Raw genomic sequence first — 16,093 nt, 5'->3', positions numbered from 1 at the left:
GAACCAGTGACCTCTTCCGTGTCAGGGAAGCGCTCTCCCGCTGAGCTAAACGCGCAACCAACATTCATAAATGAATGTGGAGCGGATGACGAGACTCGAACTCGCGACCCTCACCTTGGCAAGGTGATGCGCTACCAACTGCGCTACATCCGCATGCACTCTTTTTTGGTGCGGAAAAAACATTAGCCGCTTCCACCCAGGAAACACAAATCTGCACGTAATCTCACTGGATTTCGTGCAGGCTCTGGCGCTTTCACTTGGCGTGAAACAACATCGGTGTAATTTGGGTGACATAAGGATTTCCACCCGCCGTTACAGAAGAAACTAAAAATTAGGTTTCCGCGATTAGCCGTGCTAGTTTTGTGTAACGAAAGCCGGTCACGCTTCATTGCAGACTTATCTTTCTCAGGTCCTATGGCTCAGTGGAAGAGCGTTCCGTTCACACCGGAAAGGTCGCTGGTTCGATCCCAGCTAGGACCACCAATACCGCACCTTCATATTGATGGTTGCGGTTATTTTTTTATCCACCAAAACCACACCACATTTCCCATGTTCCCCACCCCCAAGCTGTCACCGCGCATCATTACAGACCCCTTATCCACTGACAACATCTCCCAACTGCTTCCAGCTTTCTGCCCAAGAACAACCAAGAATTTTTATGTTCAAGCAATTGCCGTGTCGACACTTAATGGGCAAGCAACAATAAACGGTTCCAGTCAGGCGCTGGGAAATGACGTCGATACCGCGTTGTTACTCAAGTCTCGTGTTCTCGCCGATTGCATTATCGTCGGCGCGGCAACCGCTCGTGCGGAAAACTACGGCGGTGTCACCTTCACCGAGGCGGAACAAAATGAGCGCAGAAACCGCGGCCAATCTCCTATCGCCCCGATCGCCGTAATAACGGCACATGCACAATTAGATCCCACATCCAGATTGTTCACCGACACCCCTATCCCCCCGATCATCATCACCGATCCGGCTACTGCGGATCCTTCAGCACTCGCTCGAATCGCGGATACCGGCGCAACGACCATAATGGTTGCGAATTTAGATGCAACATCGATCATCGCTGAGCTAACCGCGCTAGGTTTTAAACACCTCAGTGTGGAAGGCGGGCCGCAGATATATTCACAATTTTTGTCTAACGGTCTGGTCGACTCACTGAATCTCACTATTGACCCCCGCGTCACTGCGATCACATCACCGCTATTTCCGTTGTCGACTACAGACTGCCCATCGGCAATAAACCTTGAGTTAAGCCAGTGTGGGGCTAGTACTGACGGTTTCGTCTTTCTCCGGTATCAGATTCCCAAGCAGTAAAAACTACGTGCTTGCCACGCGCACACCAACACGTATCCTCGGCTCGTTCTCTCGAGAATCACGAGTAGATGCGAAGCAATTAGGTTAGGTATCGGAAAGTTACAGAATATTTCCGAGCCATGCCCGCATTAACTTTGAGCCACGCTAACCTAAGAGAGTGAACACTTTCTCGATGACCAAACTGCAAACAATGTGGGCGGAGCCACTACCACAGCAGCCTTCTTCTGATACTGGGCACAACCAGGCTGAGAGCATAGACCACACCGGCAAGGCAGCCCGGTTACAGGCAATTGGCAGGCTTGCATTATGGCCGTTAGCGATATTTTTAATAACTCATCGGGTGTTTATCTTGGCGGGCAACGGGAGCAAAACCGATGACTTCACTACGGTCTATCAAGCCCTGAGAAGGTTCCTAAGCGGCGAATCGGTCTATAACGAGACGTATCATTTCGTCGATCCTCATTATTTATATAACCCCGGCGCAACATTAATTCTCTCTCCGTTGGGATTGGTCGAGGATCCGACTATCGCCAGAATCGGATTTATCGTCATTAATGCGCTCTTCATAATTGGCGGCTTAGCAATACTCACGCGCCTATTTGGCCATGCGCTTAACAGTGTGGTTTTCCCCGCAGTTATCGTTATAGCTTTTTGCACGGAAGCCGTTATTAATACTTTGGTTTTTGCCAATATCAATGGGATCTTATTATGCGCATTATGCGGATTCATTTGGGCAATATTGCGCGATAAAAAATGGCTCGCCGGGATAATTTTGGGGATAATGATTCTGATTAAACCGGTTTTCGCTCCTTTGCTTCTGATTCCATTCGTAAAGTTTTACTGGCAAACTTTTTCTGCTGCGATCGGCATTCCCATTATCGTCAACGTTCTTGCATGGCCGGTTATTCCCGGCGCCTCGGATTACCTTCACCGAACAGTTCCCTACCTGGGCGAGGTTCGCGACTACGCTAACAGCTCATTTCCCGGGTTAGCGGTATATTTCGGACTAAATCCATGGGTGAAAAATCTGGTTTTCGCGCTATTTGCAGCTGCAGTTATCATTGCGGTGTTTTTCTTACTTCGGCTTCGTAATAGCGATCCGTTGCTGTGGGTTTCCGCCACATCCGGCGTGTTGTTAGCTGGCGCGTTCTTACTATCGTCCTTAGGGCAAATGTATTATTCCATGATGCTCTTTCCACTACTGTTCACCGTGTTCAAGGATCGGTCACCCATGCATTCAGCTGCCGGATGGATAGGCACCATTTTATGTTTGTCGCCGCTTGATTGGGTATCGGTTTACTTTTCAATATGGGGCAGGTGGTTTAATACCTTCCAAGCGACGATTGGCTGGGCAATTATTATTGCCGCGGTAACGGCGTTTTCTGTCGCCGCTTTTCGACGTTCAAAAACCCCAATTCAGCTATAAACAAGCTGTCGTTTAAGATAGCCCTATGGTTGATTTTAAATTCATTAGCGACGATCAATGGCGCGAGCGATTGACGGATGAGGAATTTCGGGTTTTACGACAAGCAGGAACCGAAGCACCGCATGTAGGCGAATACACCAAAACCACCACGGAGGGAGTGTATTCCTGCCGTGCATGTGGCAGTGAGCTATTCCGATCGACTGAAAAATTCGATTCTCATTGCGGATGGCCGTCGTTCTTTTCACCACTGGCCGGAGATGCAGTCGTAGAACGCGAGGACCGTTCCCACGGCATGGTCCGTACCGAAGTAATCTGCGCTACCTGCGAGTCTCATTTAGGGCACGTTTTCGCGGGCGAAGGCTACGATACCCCCACAGATCTGCGCTACTGCATCAATTCCATTTGCCTCACTTTGGAGGAAAAGCCGATCAGTTAACAGATCCTCTTCTTTTTAACACCACAATAGATGGGCTCAGCCATAAAAACCGAGCCCATCTATCAATCTATTTTTATGCGTTTGGCTAAGGCAACACCCGAATAACATCAGCGATTGACGAGACTCGCCGACCGGTGAAAAATGGGATTTCTTCCCGAACGTGCAACCTAGCGTCGGTGTAACGCATCGTGTGCATCAGATCGACAATTCGGTGAAGTTCTGGCGCTTCAAAGGCCAACAACCATTCATAATCACCAAGAGCGAATGCTGGAACGGTGTTTGCGCGAACGTCAGGATAATCCCGTGCCGCCATGCCGTGTTCGGCAAGGATTCGACGTCGCTCGGTTGGATCCATGACGTACCAGTCGTAGGAACGAACAAATGGATATACCGTAATCCAGTCGCCAGGGGTCTCCCCCATAATGAAGCTGGGCAGGTGAGATTTGTTGAACTCGCTGGGTCGGTGCAGGCCATTTCCGATCCACGCTATTTCTACCAGCTGGCCAAGCGCCGTGTCTCGTCGAAAAGCGCTAAGGGCGTCTTGCAATTGGGAGAATTCTTCTGCGTGCCACCAGATCATAAAATCAGCGTCTGCGCGGCAACCCGCAAGATCGTAGATCCCCCGGATTATAACACCGCCCGACTCTTCCACCGTGTGAAAGAATTCAGCCGCTTGCGCGGTTATCTCATCACGTTCAGTTCCCAAAGCCCCAGGAATTGCTCGGAATACTACCCACTGAGCGTATTGTTGCATCTTATTGAGGGCTTCAAAGTTAAGTTTCTCAGCCATTGTCAGCTAAGTCCTTTCTTACAGGCTTACGTCGTAGTTTCATCGGAAATCCACGTCTATTTCCGACCGTCCCGCACAGTTGCCCAGTTGCCAGCGCCAGGCATGGTTTTGGCTAGCAGCTTTCATTTCACCTTTTTCGTAGGAGCTAATATTCAAAGGCAAAACGGTCAGCTTTGGTTTAGCCACAACGCCAATGATATCGATCATAAGTTGCATATGTTAAATTCCGTAGGTTTACCCCCGAACCACCCCCAGTCACCGCGCCGGCTAGCATTTGCACCTGACCATGACTCTGAAGCCTCTTGTACTAAGCGCGTAACTAAAAAGCAGCGTAACCACAGCTTCTGCATCTTTGCCCCCGCCCCGCACTTCCCCACGTTACGGCATTGTGATTCAGCTTTCGGCGTGGCGTCGCCGACACTGAACCATATTTCGCTAGTTTTGCGTTTGTGACTGACACCCCTGTATCCCCAACTCCGGTATCCGCAACACCTGCCCCCGAGTCCGCACCGGCAGACTTTTGCCGCGCAGTGGACTCAATGCATGAAGCCGTGCTTCGAAGCGAAATAACGTTGGGCACAATTCGGCCACCTCAGCGCCTGGCACCGTTTAGCCACGCGATCGGTTTGGAAGTCACTCGTCCCGAATCCTCAGCCATGAATGAGACAGAGGCCGAGGGTGATGCTTTCGGGCGTCTCATTCTCTTACATGATCCGCAAGCTGATGACGCTTGGGAGGGTTCCATGCGTCTTGTTGCCTATATCCAAGCCGATATGGAACACGCCGTGGCATCAGACCCATTGCTTCCCGAAGTTGCCTGGCAATGGCTTAATGAGGGGCTCAGCGAAGGCGGAGCGGACTTTACCAACCTTGGCGGTACAGTAACCTCAACCACGTCAGTCCGCTTCGGCGATATTGGCGGCCCTCCGAGCGCGTATCAATTAGAAATGCGCGCTTCGTGGACTGCCAGCACTAACGAACTGGCAGCGCACGTTGTCGCGTTTTCTAAAGTTCTAGCAAATGTTGCCGGACTTCCACCCGAAGGAATTACTGCAATAAATTAGCGAGGCATTTATGTCCGCACCGCTACTATCACCCCGTGACGGTACCCCTCCTGTCGCCAACACCCCAGCTAAAATCCACTCTGCGGCAAAAAAGCTTAGAAACGGTTCTGGCCGATTTGCGATAGATACGGAACGGGCATCCGGTTTCCGGTACGACGATAGAGCTTTTCTCATTCAAATCCGGCGGTCTGGGTCTGGAACACATTTAATAGACCCGGAGAATAATTCACAATCTGTCATTGAGCACTGCGCACCGGTGCTTAATAACCAAACATGGGTCATGCATGCAGCGGTATCTGATTTACCATGTTTGGCTGAGCTGCAGTTATTTCCTGGTGGCCTATTTGATACCGAAATCGCTGGTCGACTATTAGGCTTTGAACGAGTAAACCTAGCCTCGATGGTGTCTCACTTTCTTGGGTTCGAACTTCGGAAAGAACACGGTTTCCAGGACTGGTCCGCAAGGCCCCTTCCCCAGTCATGGCTGACATACGCGGCTCTTGATGTGGAATTATTGATCGAATTAGCAGACGCCCAGCATGAAAAACTCCGGTGCGAGGGGAAGCTGGAATGGGCGCAGCAAGAGTTTGCTCACATCGTGTCAACCTGTGCTAGCGCCCCTGTGTCGGCACCTCGGTGGCAGGATGTTAAAGGGCTGACAGCGCTGAAAACCCCGAAGCAGCTCGTGATTGCCCAAGCACTTTGGATGCACCGAGAACATATTGCTCAAAAGCGTGATCGTGCCCGCCAAATTGTTCTCCCCGACAAGGCATTAATAGCTATCGCTCAGGTAGCCCCTCGCACGGTTTTAAGTCTGTGTGAAATCCCAAGCGTGCCCCGGCGGCTTCATCGCAGTGCGCACCACTGGGTGGCCGTCGTTCGTGCAGCGTTGAAATCGCCGCGAGCAACGTGGCCGACATCAATAAAAGATCCACATGATGCCGACACGATGGTTGCCTCGCACTACTGGGCACAACTTTATCCAGAGGCGCATCAGATTCTCCGCGATATTCGTGCGGATTTTCGCGAAATCGCGGAAGTAGCGGCAGTCCCGGTCGAGAATATTTTTCAACCAGCTGCCTTAAAGCAAATCGTTTGGTGGCACAGCCAAGAATCCCCCATAACCTCCGACGTAGAGCTTCGTAAAGCATTGCGTCGACTTCAGGTACGCCCGTGGCAACAAGAATTGTGTCAACAGGTGCTTCTGGATCACTTATTGTGAGGATTCAGACGGAAACAGCTGATCGACCCACTCGCGTACTGCCGAGATACACCCTGTTTCGTCCAGTCCCACTTCAGCAAGCAGCTCACTACGAGATGCATGCAGCGGGAAAATTTCCGGGAAAGCCAGGTGACGTACCGGGGTATCAACGATTGAAGAGGAAAGCGCTTCGGAAATCATCGCACCTATACCACCATGGATCACCCCGTCCTCGATAGTGACCACGAGGTCATGCTCCGCAGCTAAAGCCACGATACTTGGTGCTACTGGAACAACCCAGCGCGGGTCAACGACGGTAACACTTAAGCCATCAATTTCGAGAGCTCGAGCCACGGCTAAACCTTGCTGACTCATCGCGCCCACAGCGACAACGAGAACTGCAGGTGCAGATTCACCCAGCGGCGAATCTGTGTAATGCAGGATCTCGACTCCGTCGGAAAGCGTGTCAAGTGCCGGGATGGTCGGCGGTAACTCCCCCTTTGGGAACCGAACAACCGTTGGCCCGTCGATAGCGATAGCTTCATGAAAAAGCTCCGCCAATTGCTCGCCATCTCGAGGGGCTGCAACCCTGATTCCAGGAATTACACTGGTGATGGCAAAGTCCCACACACCGTTGTGGCTTGCGCCGTCAGATCCAGTAACACCAGCCCGATCGAGGACAACAGTCACTGGCTGCCCCAGCAAGGCGACATCCATGAGTAATTGGTCGAAAGCGCGATTGAGAAAGGTGGCATAGACTGCGACTACTGGGTGCAAACCGCCTAAAGCCAAACCAGCTGCGGAGGTCAAGGCGTGTTGTTCCGCGATTCCTACGTCGAAGAACCGGTGGGGAAAATGTTTCTGAAATTCTGCGAGTCCGGTGGGGCCGGCCATCGCTGCGGTTATCGCAACAATGTCATCGCGATTTCGCCCGGCCTCGACTAATTCGCGGCTAAAGATGCTGGTCCAGTCTGGGTTGGAGAGCTTAAGCGGCAAGCCCGTTTCCGGGTTTATCTGGCCGGTCGAGTGCATCAACTCTTCGGTGTCGTTTTCGGCAGGCGCATAGCCACGTCCCTTTTCTGTTACAACGTGAACAATGATCGGGCCGTCAAAATCTCGGGCATACGACATGGCGGATTCAAGCGCGCGTTGGTGGTGTCCGTTGACTGGACCGATGTATTTCATGCCGAGATCCGAGAACATTTCGGTCGGGATAACGGTGGATTTTACTCCTTCTTTGAAGGCGTGGAGTGCTTCAAATGTCCGCTCCCCGACCCAACCTAAGGATTTCAGAGTTGTTTTGCCGTGTTCCATGACTTTGTCATAGCCGGTTCGCATGCGCAGATTAGCGAGATTCTCGGCAAAACCACCGATGGTTGGCGAATAGCTGCGACCATTGTCGTTGACAACAATTACGACTTTTCGGTTTTTAGATGCGGCGATGTTATTCAGCGCTTCCCAACACATCCCGCCGGTCAAGGCTCCATCGCCGACAACAGCGATCACGGTTCGGTCTGTTTCGCCTTTAATTTCAAAGGCTTTCGCCAAACCATCCGCGTAGCTGAGGGCAGCCGAGGCGTGCGATGATTCTGTCCAGTCGTGTTCGCTTTCAGCACGGCAGGTATAGCCGCTCAAGCCGCCTTTTTGGCGCAGAGTATCGAATTGGTCTGCGCGTCCCGTGAGAATTTTATGGACATATGATTGGTGACTAGTGTCGAAAATTATTGGGTCTCGTGGCGAATCAAAAACTCGATGGAGAGCAATCGTAAGCTCGACAACGCCGAGATTTGGCCCTAGGTGCCCACCGGTAGCTGATACCTTTTCCACCAAGAAATCCCGCACCTCTTGAGCTAGCTGTTCCAACATGTCGAACGGCAGTGCTTTGAGATCTGCGGGGGTTGAGATAGTTGAGAGAATGCCCATAAGCGGTTTAAAAGTACACCCTTCTCGATGCAATTTAATGGTGGTCAGAGTTTCATGTGCCTAGGCGATGTAGCCAAATGCAAATGTTGTAATCATCTTACTCTGTTGTTGCCCTCTACTAAGAAAAATCTAGATCCATCTTTAGTTGTTAGTGGGAACGAGCACGGCGATTGATTCACAGTGATGGGTGGCAGGAAAGGCGTTGAGCATGGTGATTGCAGTAACTTGATAGCCTTTATCGTCCCAGATTTTTACGTCGCGGGCGAAGGTTGCGGGGTCGCAGCCAATGTGGACAACACATTGCGGTTGTGCCTGGGCAATCGCGGAAATTGCCGTTGCCGTCGCACCGCTTCGGGGCGGGTCAAGCACGACAGCGGTCGGTGGTGGTAGCTTTTCGACGATTTTTTCCACCGCAGCCGTATGAAAATGGACAGTCGAATCAAATGTCTTTTGTCCAACACGAGCAGCATGAGGAGATACCTCGACTGAATGAATTTCAGTGCGTGGACCAAACGCCGCTTGGATCGCCGGAACGAAAGCACCCACCCCACCGTAGAGGTCCCACGCCACACCTGGGGAGGAACAAGTTTCCGCTAGGGCTGTGCTTATGATCTCGCTGTACGCGGGTAGCGCCCCGATATGCGCTTGCCAAAATGCGGTAGCAGGAAGCCGAAATTCGATTGCCCCGATCGTCTGTAATGCCTCCCCTGACCCTTCGATAATTTTGGTTATCTTTTCGCTACGCCGACCGCGCGCTGCCCGACGGACTTCCACAACATGGCGGTTTGCTGCGTCGTCAAGCACAACGATAACTTCAGCTCCTGGGCTAAATTTTTGAGCGCCTGGGCCGACAATTCCATCTAATAAGCCGGGAACAGCTTGCGAACAGGGGTGTTCAGCAACCACGGCGTTGGACCGAAGTTTCCTGCTGCCCGCATTCCCATTGCTATCTACCCCGAGCCGCATTCGGCTGCGCCACTGCGTGGACAAACCCAGGTCCTTGATTCGAATGGGCGGTATGTCTACACCCCGAGCAAGCCTGCTCAGTTGATCGCGCACGATTGCCGCTTTGTATTCATCTTCGGCTTCGGGGTCTATGGTTGCAAAGTCGCAACATCCAGCGCCTAGATTGGCCGCCGGGCATCTACTATCTACTCGCAGCGGCGATGGCGTGGTGATTTCCTTGGCCGTTGCCCGCGCGAAGTTCTTTTTCACCTGTGTTACTTCGCACCGCAGGACATCACCGATGAACGTACCGGGGACAAAAACAACGATGCCGTCTATCACCCCAATTCCCTCGCCGCCGTGTGCTGCACGCGCGATCTCCACCGTTATTTCATCGCCAACGTGCAGTTTCGTATCTTTATTTAGCAACTTCGCGCCCATGTAACTTTCTTAGTTTCTCGACCACTGTGACAATTTCATCGAAAAACCGGTTAGTTATCCGATTGGGCGTTAGCTTCTTGTTGCCGCCGGATCATTTCCTTTTGTACTTGCTCTGCAAGTGGACCAGGAAGAGCCACGGGGAGAGAAGAACCTGCCAGAATTGGTTCCTGCCCGCGCAAAACGAAGGTACGAGCTGTGATTTCCCGGCCTAGTTCAGCCATCTGCTCAGCATGCTCAACCGGAGCCGCTAATGTCATCCGCAGCATCCATCGTGGACCGTCCACTCCGATGATTCGGACTACCCCACCAGCACCCGGCGCGGAACCGACGATTTCGCGGCCCCATGGACCGTATTCGATGCGTACTTCTAAGCCGTCGTTTCGCATGCCCTCTGTTAATTCTTTTACCGTCTCGCGCCACTGTCCGGCGGTACGCGGAGCGGCGAATGCAACAGGCGTGCAACGGCCGTATTCGGTGAGGACATGCAACATGGTTGGGCCTTCGGGACCCATTTCTACTTGTACTTCGGAACCGTGCGGCAGCGGGATCAGCATGGACCCGAGGTTGAGGACGCCGTTGCTGAAGTCCGAAAAGTCGAAATCCTCAATCGACACGGTGTCACCGTCGAATGGGCCGCGGTCACCACCGACAGCATCGTGTATCGGGTCGGGTTCTGAATCGTCGACGTCGCCGGATTCTGATTGATCCGATTCTGCGACCGGTTCAGTTTCTTCACCTGGTTCGGCTATATCGTCGATCTGCACGCTGTCTTCTGAAATCGTGTCCGTTTCAGGTGCGGCGGCATCATCGGGTTGGGTGTAAGTGGTTACTTCTTCTTTTTCGACTGATGTTTTTTCTTTGTCTTTTTTCTTGGAAAACGGCCATAGTGCCATGTCTATTTCCCTTTCGTTTTCACCAATCTGAGCTTTCAGATTTTGTGGATGCCTGCGGTGTGCTCCGCAGCGTTATTGCAATGGCAATTTTTGTAACGAAACAACAACAAAAGGATAGCAGCCTATCGGTACTAGCGACGCAATCGCTACGTATCGATGTGACGTTTTGGTGCTCGTTGTTGTGGGCAGTTTAATTGATTCCCGTAGATCCGTGACCACCGGTTCCGCGTACTGTTTCAGATAATTCTTCGACCTCTTCGAAGTCGAATAGTTCTACCTTTTGCACTACCAGTTGTGCGATCCGTTCGCCGCGTTCAATCTCAATCGGTATCAATGGATCTAGATTGATGAGACAGATTTTTAGCTCGCCCCGATAGTCCGCGTCGATGGTGCCAGGCGTGTTGACAATGCTGAGTCCTTCTTTTAAGGCTCGGCCTGAACGTGGGTGTATGAGTCCTACAGTCCCCAGCGGTAGGGCTATCGCGATCCCGGTGGGAACCAGTGTGCGTTCGCCGGGTTCAATCGTGACTGATATCGCCGAGTATAAATCGACTCCGGCGTCTCCTCGATGGGCACGAGTCGGAATTGGTAGTTCTGGGTCTAACCGTCGGAGTTGAACTGTGGTCACTGACTCACATGGCTGGACTATCTCATCAGCGTTGTGTGGTGTTTCTGCACTGTGTATCAAAACTCTTTTCTCCTTTTTGGTTGTGGCTGTCTGCTCGGAGACAAATGTTAAGGGTGTTGACGTCCCCAACGCTACTGCATTTTGTGTTAAGGCTCAGGTTTACCTTCCCGGGTTTCGGTACCCGCTAAAGTTTTGACCATGGACACGCACTCACTACAAATCGCCATTAATCCCCGGGCAACATTACAGCACATGCGTAATCGGGATCCGGATGAGCCACATCGGGTAGCTACTGCCTTGGAACTGCTTTTTGATCTGGTGTTTGTTGTGGGGTTCAGCACGGTAGGAGCACAGTTTGCCCACTATGTGGCGGAAGGAGGAAGCCACATAGTTGCCGGGGTGCTTGGCTTCGTGTTCTGCATTTTCGCGCTCGTGTGGGCTTGAATTTACTTCGTTTGGTTTGCTAATTCCTTTGATACTGATGATTGGTTGTACCGGTTAGCGGCGTTCGCCACGATGGTTGGTGTTGTTATCTTTTCAATCGGCGTGCCGGATGTTTTTGCTTCTATAGACGACTACTTATGGGATAACCGTGTCATTGTCTTCGGTTATGTCGTTATGCGGCTAGCACTGGTGTGGCAATGGAGTCGGGTGTACGCCGGTAACCAGGAATTTCGCAAGCTTGCCGCGCGGCATATCGTGGTCATCGTTGTTGCTCAAGCGATGTAGGTGGCGTTTGCATGCGTTCAGCTTGCGGTAGTTCCTGCGCTGCTGGTCACGGTAGCGATACTCGTCTTCGAGTTTTGCGGCATTTCGCTGGTTAATCGGAGGTTCGGGCGTCCGCGTTGGCATGCGGAGCATCTAGCTGAGCGCTACAGCCTTTTAATAATCGTTGCCTTGGGTGAAGGCGTAGTGGGTACAGTCGCTGCGATGACTGCAGTGGTGACTGAAACTGGGTGGAATCTTGAATCGGCTTTGGTGGTGCTCTCTGGTATTGCCTTGACAGCATCGATGTGGTGGGCTTATTTCTACGCCGATTATGGTGCGATGCTGCGGATTCATGCGGATCGCATTGTTCGATTCATTGCGCTCCATGTCCTACTTTATATGGCCATCGCTGCGGTAGGTGCGGGTCTTCATTTAGTCGGCTTTTATGTCGAGCATGAGACTCAGTTATCGCAACGTTCGGTTCTTTTGAGTGTCGCCATTCCGACTGCGGTGTATATCGTGGCGCTTTTCGCTATGATTTCGCTCTTGGCGCAAAAATGGGTGTTCCGATTATGGTTATGGCCAGCAATGAGTATTTCGATTTTAGCACTCGGTGTCGTTTGTGCTTCCCAAGCCGTCTCTATTGGGTGGGGTCTGGTCATTCTTGGCTGCGCACCGATTTTGTGTATTTTCGGCTCCGATAAAGTCGCTCGACGGTTAGCTTCGTAGTTCAACGATCTGCTGATTCGGTTCAAACGGTGCGCTTCAACCGGGTGGAGTTGTTGGGCGTGGAGATCGGCAGTTCCACGGTCCGAGTGGACGCCGCAGTTATCTGGCGATGACCCCACCATAGGTTGGTGCTGTTTAGGTTTCTCGTTCGGTATCATCTCATCGTTTTGTGGGAAACGGCGGGGACCGTTGCTGCGAAGATAGCGCCTAAAAGTATGTGAAGTACACTTATGTCTTGTGAGTGAAAACAAGGAACAGCAACCGGCGAATCAACCACGCATTTTGTATTCGGAACGGCAGTGGGTGCCGTGGTATTGGTGGCTTTTAGCAACCTTAATCGTCGCATTGATTTCTGCACAGCTCAGCTGGAACCGATCTGTTATGTGGCTTTATATTCCCGCTGTGGTACTGAGCTTGCTGGCGGTTTGGGTGTTGTTCTATATGTCGAATACCACGATTAGGGTCGAACAAGACCCAGATGGCACTCGGTGGCTCGTCACCGGCCAAGCGAATTTGCCGGATTCTGTGGTCTCCCGGTCGCTAGCGGTACCTGCGACCGCTAAACGAAATGCAATGGGACGGCAATTAGATCCTGCTGCCTTTGTCGTCTCTCATGGCTGGGTGCCAGAAATGGTGATGTTGGTCCTTGACGATCCTGCGGATCCGACCCCGTATTGGCTCATTGCCACAAAACACCCGGAACAGTTGCTTGCGGCATTCCTTCCCGATCAGGCTGCTTCTGCCACGAAGAATTTACAATAAAACACAACCGCATGTTCAACCAGAACCAGAGAAATCTGACATGTGAACATGCGGTTTTTTACGTAGCACTACCTGCTGAACTTATGCACAATCCTTGCAGATGATCGATCCGTCGTCCTCAGTGTGATCGATCCGGCTGTTATTTTGCACCAGGTAGCAGCTGGAGCACGTAAACTCATTGGACCGACGTGGAATGACGGTGACGTTAAGCTCTTCGCCGGTGAGATCGACGCTTGGCAGATCAAAGGGCTCCACAATTTCACCATCATCGTCTATTCCACTGGACACGTTTTCTGCGGCCTTGAGTCCCTCGAGGGAATCGGTTTCAATGTCGTCCTCTGCGCGACGTCGTGGCGCGTCGTAGTCGGTTGCCATGTGACTTCTGCTTTCTAGGTGTAACCAAAGGTGATGGTGAATCGTAATGAGTTAAAACTTTCTACCATTTGTGAATTAACTCCCCGCGAAACACCATCATGATTCCTTTGTGGATTCAAGTGATTGTCAGCTATTGGCGATAGTTATACACGTGAAATACACCTGTTGTCACACATTTGCTTTTTTCACATTGGCGTGTCGGGGCGGTGCCCCCGCCTAAAACGCCAAAAAGTAGAAAGTTTAGCGCCACATGAAGACAGGATAATCGCAGTTCAATAACTATTAACCGCTATACACAGAAAGGCGAAAATCGTAGCGACACCCGAAACTAATCGGGGGTAATTTTACCAACTAATTGTTCACACCATCGCCCGGCTTGAGCAAAAGTGCTGCATTCACAATCATTAACACAATCCTACGAATGCGAGTTTCACACCACGTTAAATTTTCAATAGCGTCCCAGCACCAAATCCTCCGCGCGCCAGACTCAATTACACAGAATTAACGCGTTTCCATCGTTGAATTTGTTGTTAATGCAGAGGGCAATTGGGCAATTAACTCGGCGAACTCTTTACCAATACCGGGCGCTGCAGCCCATACAATTTCACCGCAACTACCCGGCGTTTTAAGCGTTGGCGTCGAAACAATCGCCCCTGCTTCAGCAGCGATGAGCGCACCGGCTGCAAAATCCCACGCGTTAATTCCGTGCTCATAATAGCCGTCAACCAATCCCTCGGCGACAGCACACAAATCCAACGCAGCACTTCCCCGCCGCCGAATGTCGCGGACTTGCGGCAAAACTGTGTGCAGAAAATCGGCCTGTTGTTTCCGCCAATCTGCGGAATAAGAGAATCCGGTTGCCACTAACGCAAGCCCCAATGTGCCCCCACCAGAGCAACCCAAGCGGGTTATTTGTCCGCCAGCAGCATTCGGCCAAACGCTCCATGCCCCTTCTCCGGAAACAGCACACCATAACTGGCCGGTCACGACGTTCAGGACACCACCAACAGTGATCGTGCCCGCCACTACGCCAGCAAGTGACACCGCGTATTGCGGATGCCCGTAGATGAAGTTCACTGTTCCATCGATGGGGTCTGCGATCCACACAACAGAACTTGTGCCGGGATTATCGCTTCCTTCTTCCCCGATGAGGCCATCGTGTGGTCGAAGCTTCTTCAGGGTTGCCGCAATAGTTTTCTCAGCCGCAGTATCCACAATAGTTACTGGATCTTCTTGGCTACTTTTGGTTCGGGTAACGTCGGCGAAAGTACCCGTTTCCACAATGGCTTTGCGCTCCCGAGCAATCGTTGAAGCAGCATTCGTTAGCGTCTCGAATAGAACGCTCAAAAGTTCGCGACGATCGACCTCACCAATGTGTTCGTTTGTAAGTTGCGAATAAACCGCAGAGAAATTGTAGTCAAAAGACTCGCACTGAGTTGGCGGTGTGAAACCGCGTGATTCATCGGTCAGTAGTGAAGGTTGCCATGGGTATCGAGACACCTTTGTTAGGTTACTCCGAGTCCAGAAATAAAAACTGAAAATACTGGCTTTATTTTGTCGCCATTGTCACACAGATGCCAACATACTTTTCGACGATTGCCAAAACGTATTTTCCGGAAGTTTTAAGTACACTAATCACATGGCAAAAATTGGATTTGGAATTGATGTTGGTGGCTCCGGAATCAAAGGCGCCCGGGTGGACTTAGAAACCGGGGAATTCATTGGTGATCGGATAAAGATTCTTACTCCCAAACCAGCAACCCCGCAGGCAGTCGCAGAAACCTGCGCCGAAATCCTCAACCAAGCCGACTGGGATGGCCCGGTAGGCATCACCTTACCTAGCGTGATTAAGAACCAAACAGCGCTTTCTGCCGCAAATATCGACCCAAGCTGGATCGGCGTGAATGTCGCGGACCTTTTCCAGCAGCACCTAAACAACCGCGACGTTAGCGTTCTTAACGACGCCGACGCAGCGGGACTCGCTGAGGTCCATTTCGGCGACCCCGCCGCCTCCCATGGTGCGGTGATGCTTCTGACATTCGGCACCGGCATTGGTTCCGCGCTGCTTGTCGACGGAACACTTTTCCCCAATACTGAACTCGGTCACCTCATCATCGATGGCAAAGAGGCGGAAGAATTTGCTTCTTCTCGGGCAAAAGACCGCGACGAAATCGGCTACAAGCAATGGGCTGGCCGGGTCGACACAGTCTTGAAGGAATTCGAGCGACTTTTCAACCCCAAACTTTTCATCGCTGGCGGCGGCATTTCCCGAAAGTCACACAAGTGGATTCCTCACCTGAGTTGTGAAACTCCGGTCGTGGCCGCTCAGCTTCGGAATCGGGCGGGAATCGTCGGCGCCGCGTTAGCCGTCGAAAAGCACTTGGCGCCGTAGAAGTTTCACCCATCACCAAAAAACCTGGACATGCCGTAGCACACAGCCGCCACTAAATCT

Annotated in this window: 15 protein-coding genes, 2 tRNA genes and 1 pseudogene; 9 read left to right on the top strand and 9 right to left on the bottom strand. The window is 51.8% G+C overall.

The features are described 5' to 3' along the window. Window positions 1-77: 77 nt before the first annotated feature. Window positions 78-153: transfer RNA gene (locus Q4D85_RS10490), tRNA-Gly, on the bottom strand. Window positions 154-408: 255 nt separating this feature from the next. On the opposite strand from Q4D85_RS10490, the gene Q4D85_RS10485 reads away from it, so the two are divergent. The 4 genes from Q4D85_RS10485 to msrB all read left to right on the top strand — a co-directional run bounded on the left by Q4D85_RS10485 (window position 409) and on the right by msrB (window position 3,182). After that, window positions 409-483 (top strand) — tRNA-Val (locus Q4D85_RS10485). Between the two features lie 66 nt (window positions 484-549). Next, window positions 550-1,320: a pyrimidine reductase family protein gene (locus Q4D85_RS10480; protein ID WP_303200264.1), complete on the top strand. Its 771-nt coding sequence runs from the start codon at window positions 550-552 to the stop codon at window positions 1,318-1,320. A 172-nt stretch (window positions 1,321-1,492) separates the two neighbouring features. After that, entirely contained in the window at window positions 1,493-2,746 is a 1,254-nt protein-coding gene (locus tag Q4D85_RS10475; protein ID WP_303200262.1) for a glycosyltransferase family 87 protein, read from the top strand. A gap of 25 nt (window positions 2,747-2,771) precedes the next feature. Continuing rightward, entirely contained in the window at window positions 2,772-3,182 is a 411-nt protein-coding gene (gene msrB, locus Q4D85_RS10470) for a peptide-methionine (R)-S-oxide reductase MsrB (RefSeq protein WP_303200260.1), read from the top strand. A gap of 85 nt (window positions 3,183-3,267) precedes the next feature. Here the strand turns inward: msrB and hemQ are convergent, their stop codons facing one another. Together hemQ and Q4D85_RS10460 are read right to left on the bottom strand one after the other, a co-directional pair. Continuing rightward, window positions 3,268-3,972 carry a hydrogen peroxide-dependent heme synthase gene (gene hemQ, locus Q4D85_RS10465; protein ID WP_303200258.1) on the bottom strand — a complete coding sequence of 235 codons (705 nt, stop codon included), beginning with the start codon at window positions 3,970-3,972 and terminating at the stop codon, window positions 3,268-3,270. Window positions 3,973-4,011: 39 nt separating this feature from the next. Continuing rightward, on the bottom strand, window positions 4,012-4,179 hold the full coding sequence (locus tag Q4D85_RS10460; protein ID WP_303200256.1) for a hypothetical protein: 168 nt from the start codon (window positions 4,177-4,179) through the stop codon (window positions 4,012-4,014). A gap of 242 nt (window positions 4,180-4,421) precedes the next feature. Here Q4D85_RS10460 and Q4D85_RS10455 point away from each other — a divergent pair, with 242 nt between their 5' ends. After that, window positions 4,422-5,036, top strand: coding sequence for a DUF3000 domain-containing protein (locus Q4D85_RS10455; RefSeq protein ID WP_303200253.1), 615 nt, complete (start codon window positions 4,422-4,424; stop codon window positions 5,034-5,036). Window positions 5,037-5,046: 10 nt separating this feature from the next. Further along, window positions 5,047-6,258: an HRDC domain-containing protein gene (locus Q4D85_RS10450; RefSeq protein ID WP_303200251.1), complete on the top strand. Its 1,212-nt coding sequence runs from the start codon at window positions 5,047-5,049 to the stop codon at window positions 6,256-6,258. Here the strand turns inward: Q4D85_RS10450 and dxs are convergent. The 4 genes from dxs to dut form a co-directional block, all read right to left on the bottom strand. Further along, complete coding sequence (dxs, locus tag Q4D85_RS10445; protein WP_303200249.1) at window positions 6,250-8,160, bottom strand: 1-deoxy-D-xylulose-5-phosphate synthase; 1,911 nt, start codon at window positions 8,158-8,160, stop codon at window positions 6,250-6,252. The two genes, Q4D85_RS10450 and dxs, sit on opposite strands and share 9 nt — an antisense overlap. Window positions 8,161-8,301: 141 nt before the next feature. Further along, complete coding sequence (locus tag Q4D85_RS10440; protein ID WP_303200247.1) at window positions 8,302-9,546, bottom strand: class I SAM-dependent RNA methyltransferase; 1,245 nt, start codon at window positions 9,544-9,546, stop codon at window positions 8,302-8,304. A 50-nt stretch (window positions 9,547-9,596) separates the two neighbouring features. Then, window positions 9,597-10,439 (bottom strand): DUF3710 domain-containing protein, encoded by an 843-nt coding sequence (locus Q4D85_RS10435; RefSeq protein ID WP_303200246.1) that lies wholly within the window; start codon window positions 10,437-10,439, stop codon window positions 9,597-9,599. A 190-nt stretch (window positions 10,440-10,629) separates the two neighbouring features. Continuing rightward, the gene (dut, locus tag Q4D85_RS10430; protein ID WP_303200244.1) at window positions 10,630-11,067 is read right to left on the bottom strand and encodes a dUTP diphosphatase; all 438 of its coding nucleotides are present in this window, start codon (window positions 11,065-11,067) and stop codon (window positions 10,630-10,632) included. 198 nt (window positions 11,068-11,265) lie between these two features. Between dut and Q4D85_RS10420 the strand changes: the two are divergent. Both Q4D85_RS10420 and Q4D85_RS10415 read left to right on the top strand, forming a co-directional pair. Then, a pseudogene (locus Q4D85_RS10420) lies at window positions 11,266-12,504 on the top strand (low temperature requirement protein A). A gap of 237 nt (window positions 12,505-12,741) precedes the next feature. Next, on the top strand, window positions 12,742-13,266 hold the full coding sequence (locus Q4D85_RS10415; protein WP_303200241.1) for a DUF3093 domain-containing protein: 525 nt from the start codon (window positions 12,742-12,744) through the stop codon (window positions 13,264-13,266). Window positions 13,267-13,347: 81 nt separating this feature from the next. Here Q4D85_RS10415 and Q4D85_RS10410 read toward each other — a convergent pair whose 3' ends face one another. Next, the gene (locus tag Q4D85_RS10410) at window positions 13,348-13,641 is read right to left on the bottom strand and encodes a DUF4193 domain-containing protein (RefSeq protein WP_303200239.1); all 294 of its coding nucleotides are present in this window, start codon (window positions 13,639-13,641) and stop codon (window positions 13,348-13,350) included. Window positions 13,642-14,142: 501 nt separating this feature from the next. Beyond that, window positions 14,143-15,141 carry an inositol monophosphatase family protein gene (locus Q4D85_RS10405; protein ID WP_303200237.1) on the bottom strand — a complete coding sequence of 333 codons (999 nt, stop codon included), beginning with the start codon at window positions 15,139-15,141 and terminating at the stop codon, window positions 14,143-14,145. 139 nt (window positions 15,142-15,280) lie between these two features. On the opposite strand from Q4D85_RS10405, the gene ppgK reads away from it, so the two are divergent. Then, window positions 15,281-16,033 (top strand): polyphosphate--glucose phosphotransferase, encoded by a 753-nt coding sequence (ppgK, locus tag Q4D85_RS10400; protein ID WP_303200234.1) that lies wholly within the window; start codon window positions 15,281-15,283, stop codon window positions 16,031-16,033. Window positions 16,034-16,093 lie beyond the last annotated feature (60 nt).

The sequence above is a fragment of the Corynebacterium sp. genome, from assembly GCF_030532965.1.
Taxonomy (GTDB): Bacteria; Actinomycetota; Actinomycetes; order Mycobacteriales; family Mycobacteriaceae; genus Corynebacterium.
The sequence above is the reverse complement of the archived record's forward strand: the minus strand, read 5'-3'. Positions and strand labels throughout refer to the sequence as shown.

Excerpts from the sequence above, each read along its gene's own strand:
- Q4D85_RS10480 (WP_303200264.1), top strand. The coding sequence starts at position 550 with ATGTTCCCCACCCCCAAGCTGTCACCGCGCATCATTACAGACCCCTTA.
- Q4D85_RS10475 (WP_303200262.1), top strand. The coding sequence starts at position 1,493 with ATGACCAAACTGCAAACAATGTGGGCGGAGCCACTACCACAGCAGCCT.
- msrB (WP_303200260.1), top strand. The coding sequence starts at position 2,772 with ATGGTTGATTTTAAATTCATTAGCGACGATCAATGGCGCGAGCGATTG.
- hemQ (WP_303200258.1), bottom strand. The coding sequence starts at position 3,972 with ATGGCTGAGAAACTTAACTTTGAAGCCCTCAATAAGATGCAACAATAC.
- Q4D85_RS10460 (WP_303200256.1), bottom strand. The coding sequence starts at position 4,179 with ATGATCGATATCATTGGCGTTGTGGCTAAACCAAAGCTGACCGTTTTG.
- Q4D85_RS10450 (WP_303200251.1), top strand. The coding sequence starts at position 5,047 with ATGTCCGCACCGCTACTATCACCCCGTGACGGTACCCCTCCTGTCGCC.
- dxs (WP_303200249.1), bottom strand. The coding sequence starts at position 8,160 with ATGGGCATTCTCTCAACTATCTCAACCCCCGCAGATCTCAAAGCACTG.
- Q4D85_RS10440 (WP_303200247.1), bottom strand. The coding sequence starts at position 9,546 with ATGGGCGCGAAGTTGCTAAATAAAGATACGAAACTGCACGTTGGCGAT.
- Q4D85_RS10435 (WP_303200246.1), bottom strand. The coding sequence starts at position 10,439 with ATGGCACTATGGCCGTTTTCCAAGAAAAAAGACAAAGAAAAAACATCA.
- Q4D85_RS10410 (WP_303200239.1), bottom strand. The coding sequence starts at position 13,641 with ATGGCAACCGACTACGACGCGCCACGACGTCGCGCAGAGGACGACATT.
- ppgK (WP_303200234.1), top strand. The coding sequence starts at position 15,281 with ATGGCAAAAATTGGATTTGGAATTGATGTTGGTGGCTCCGGAATCAAA.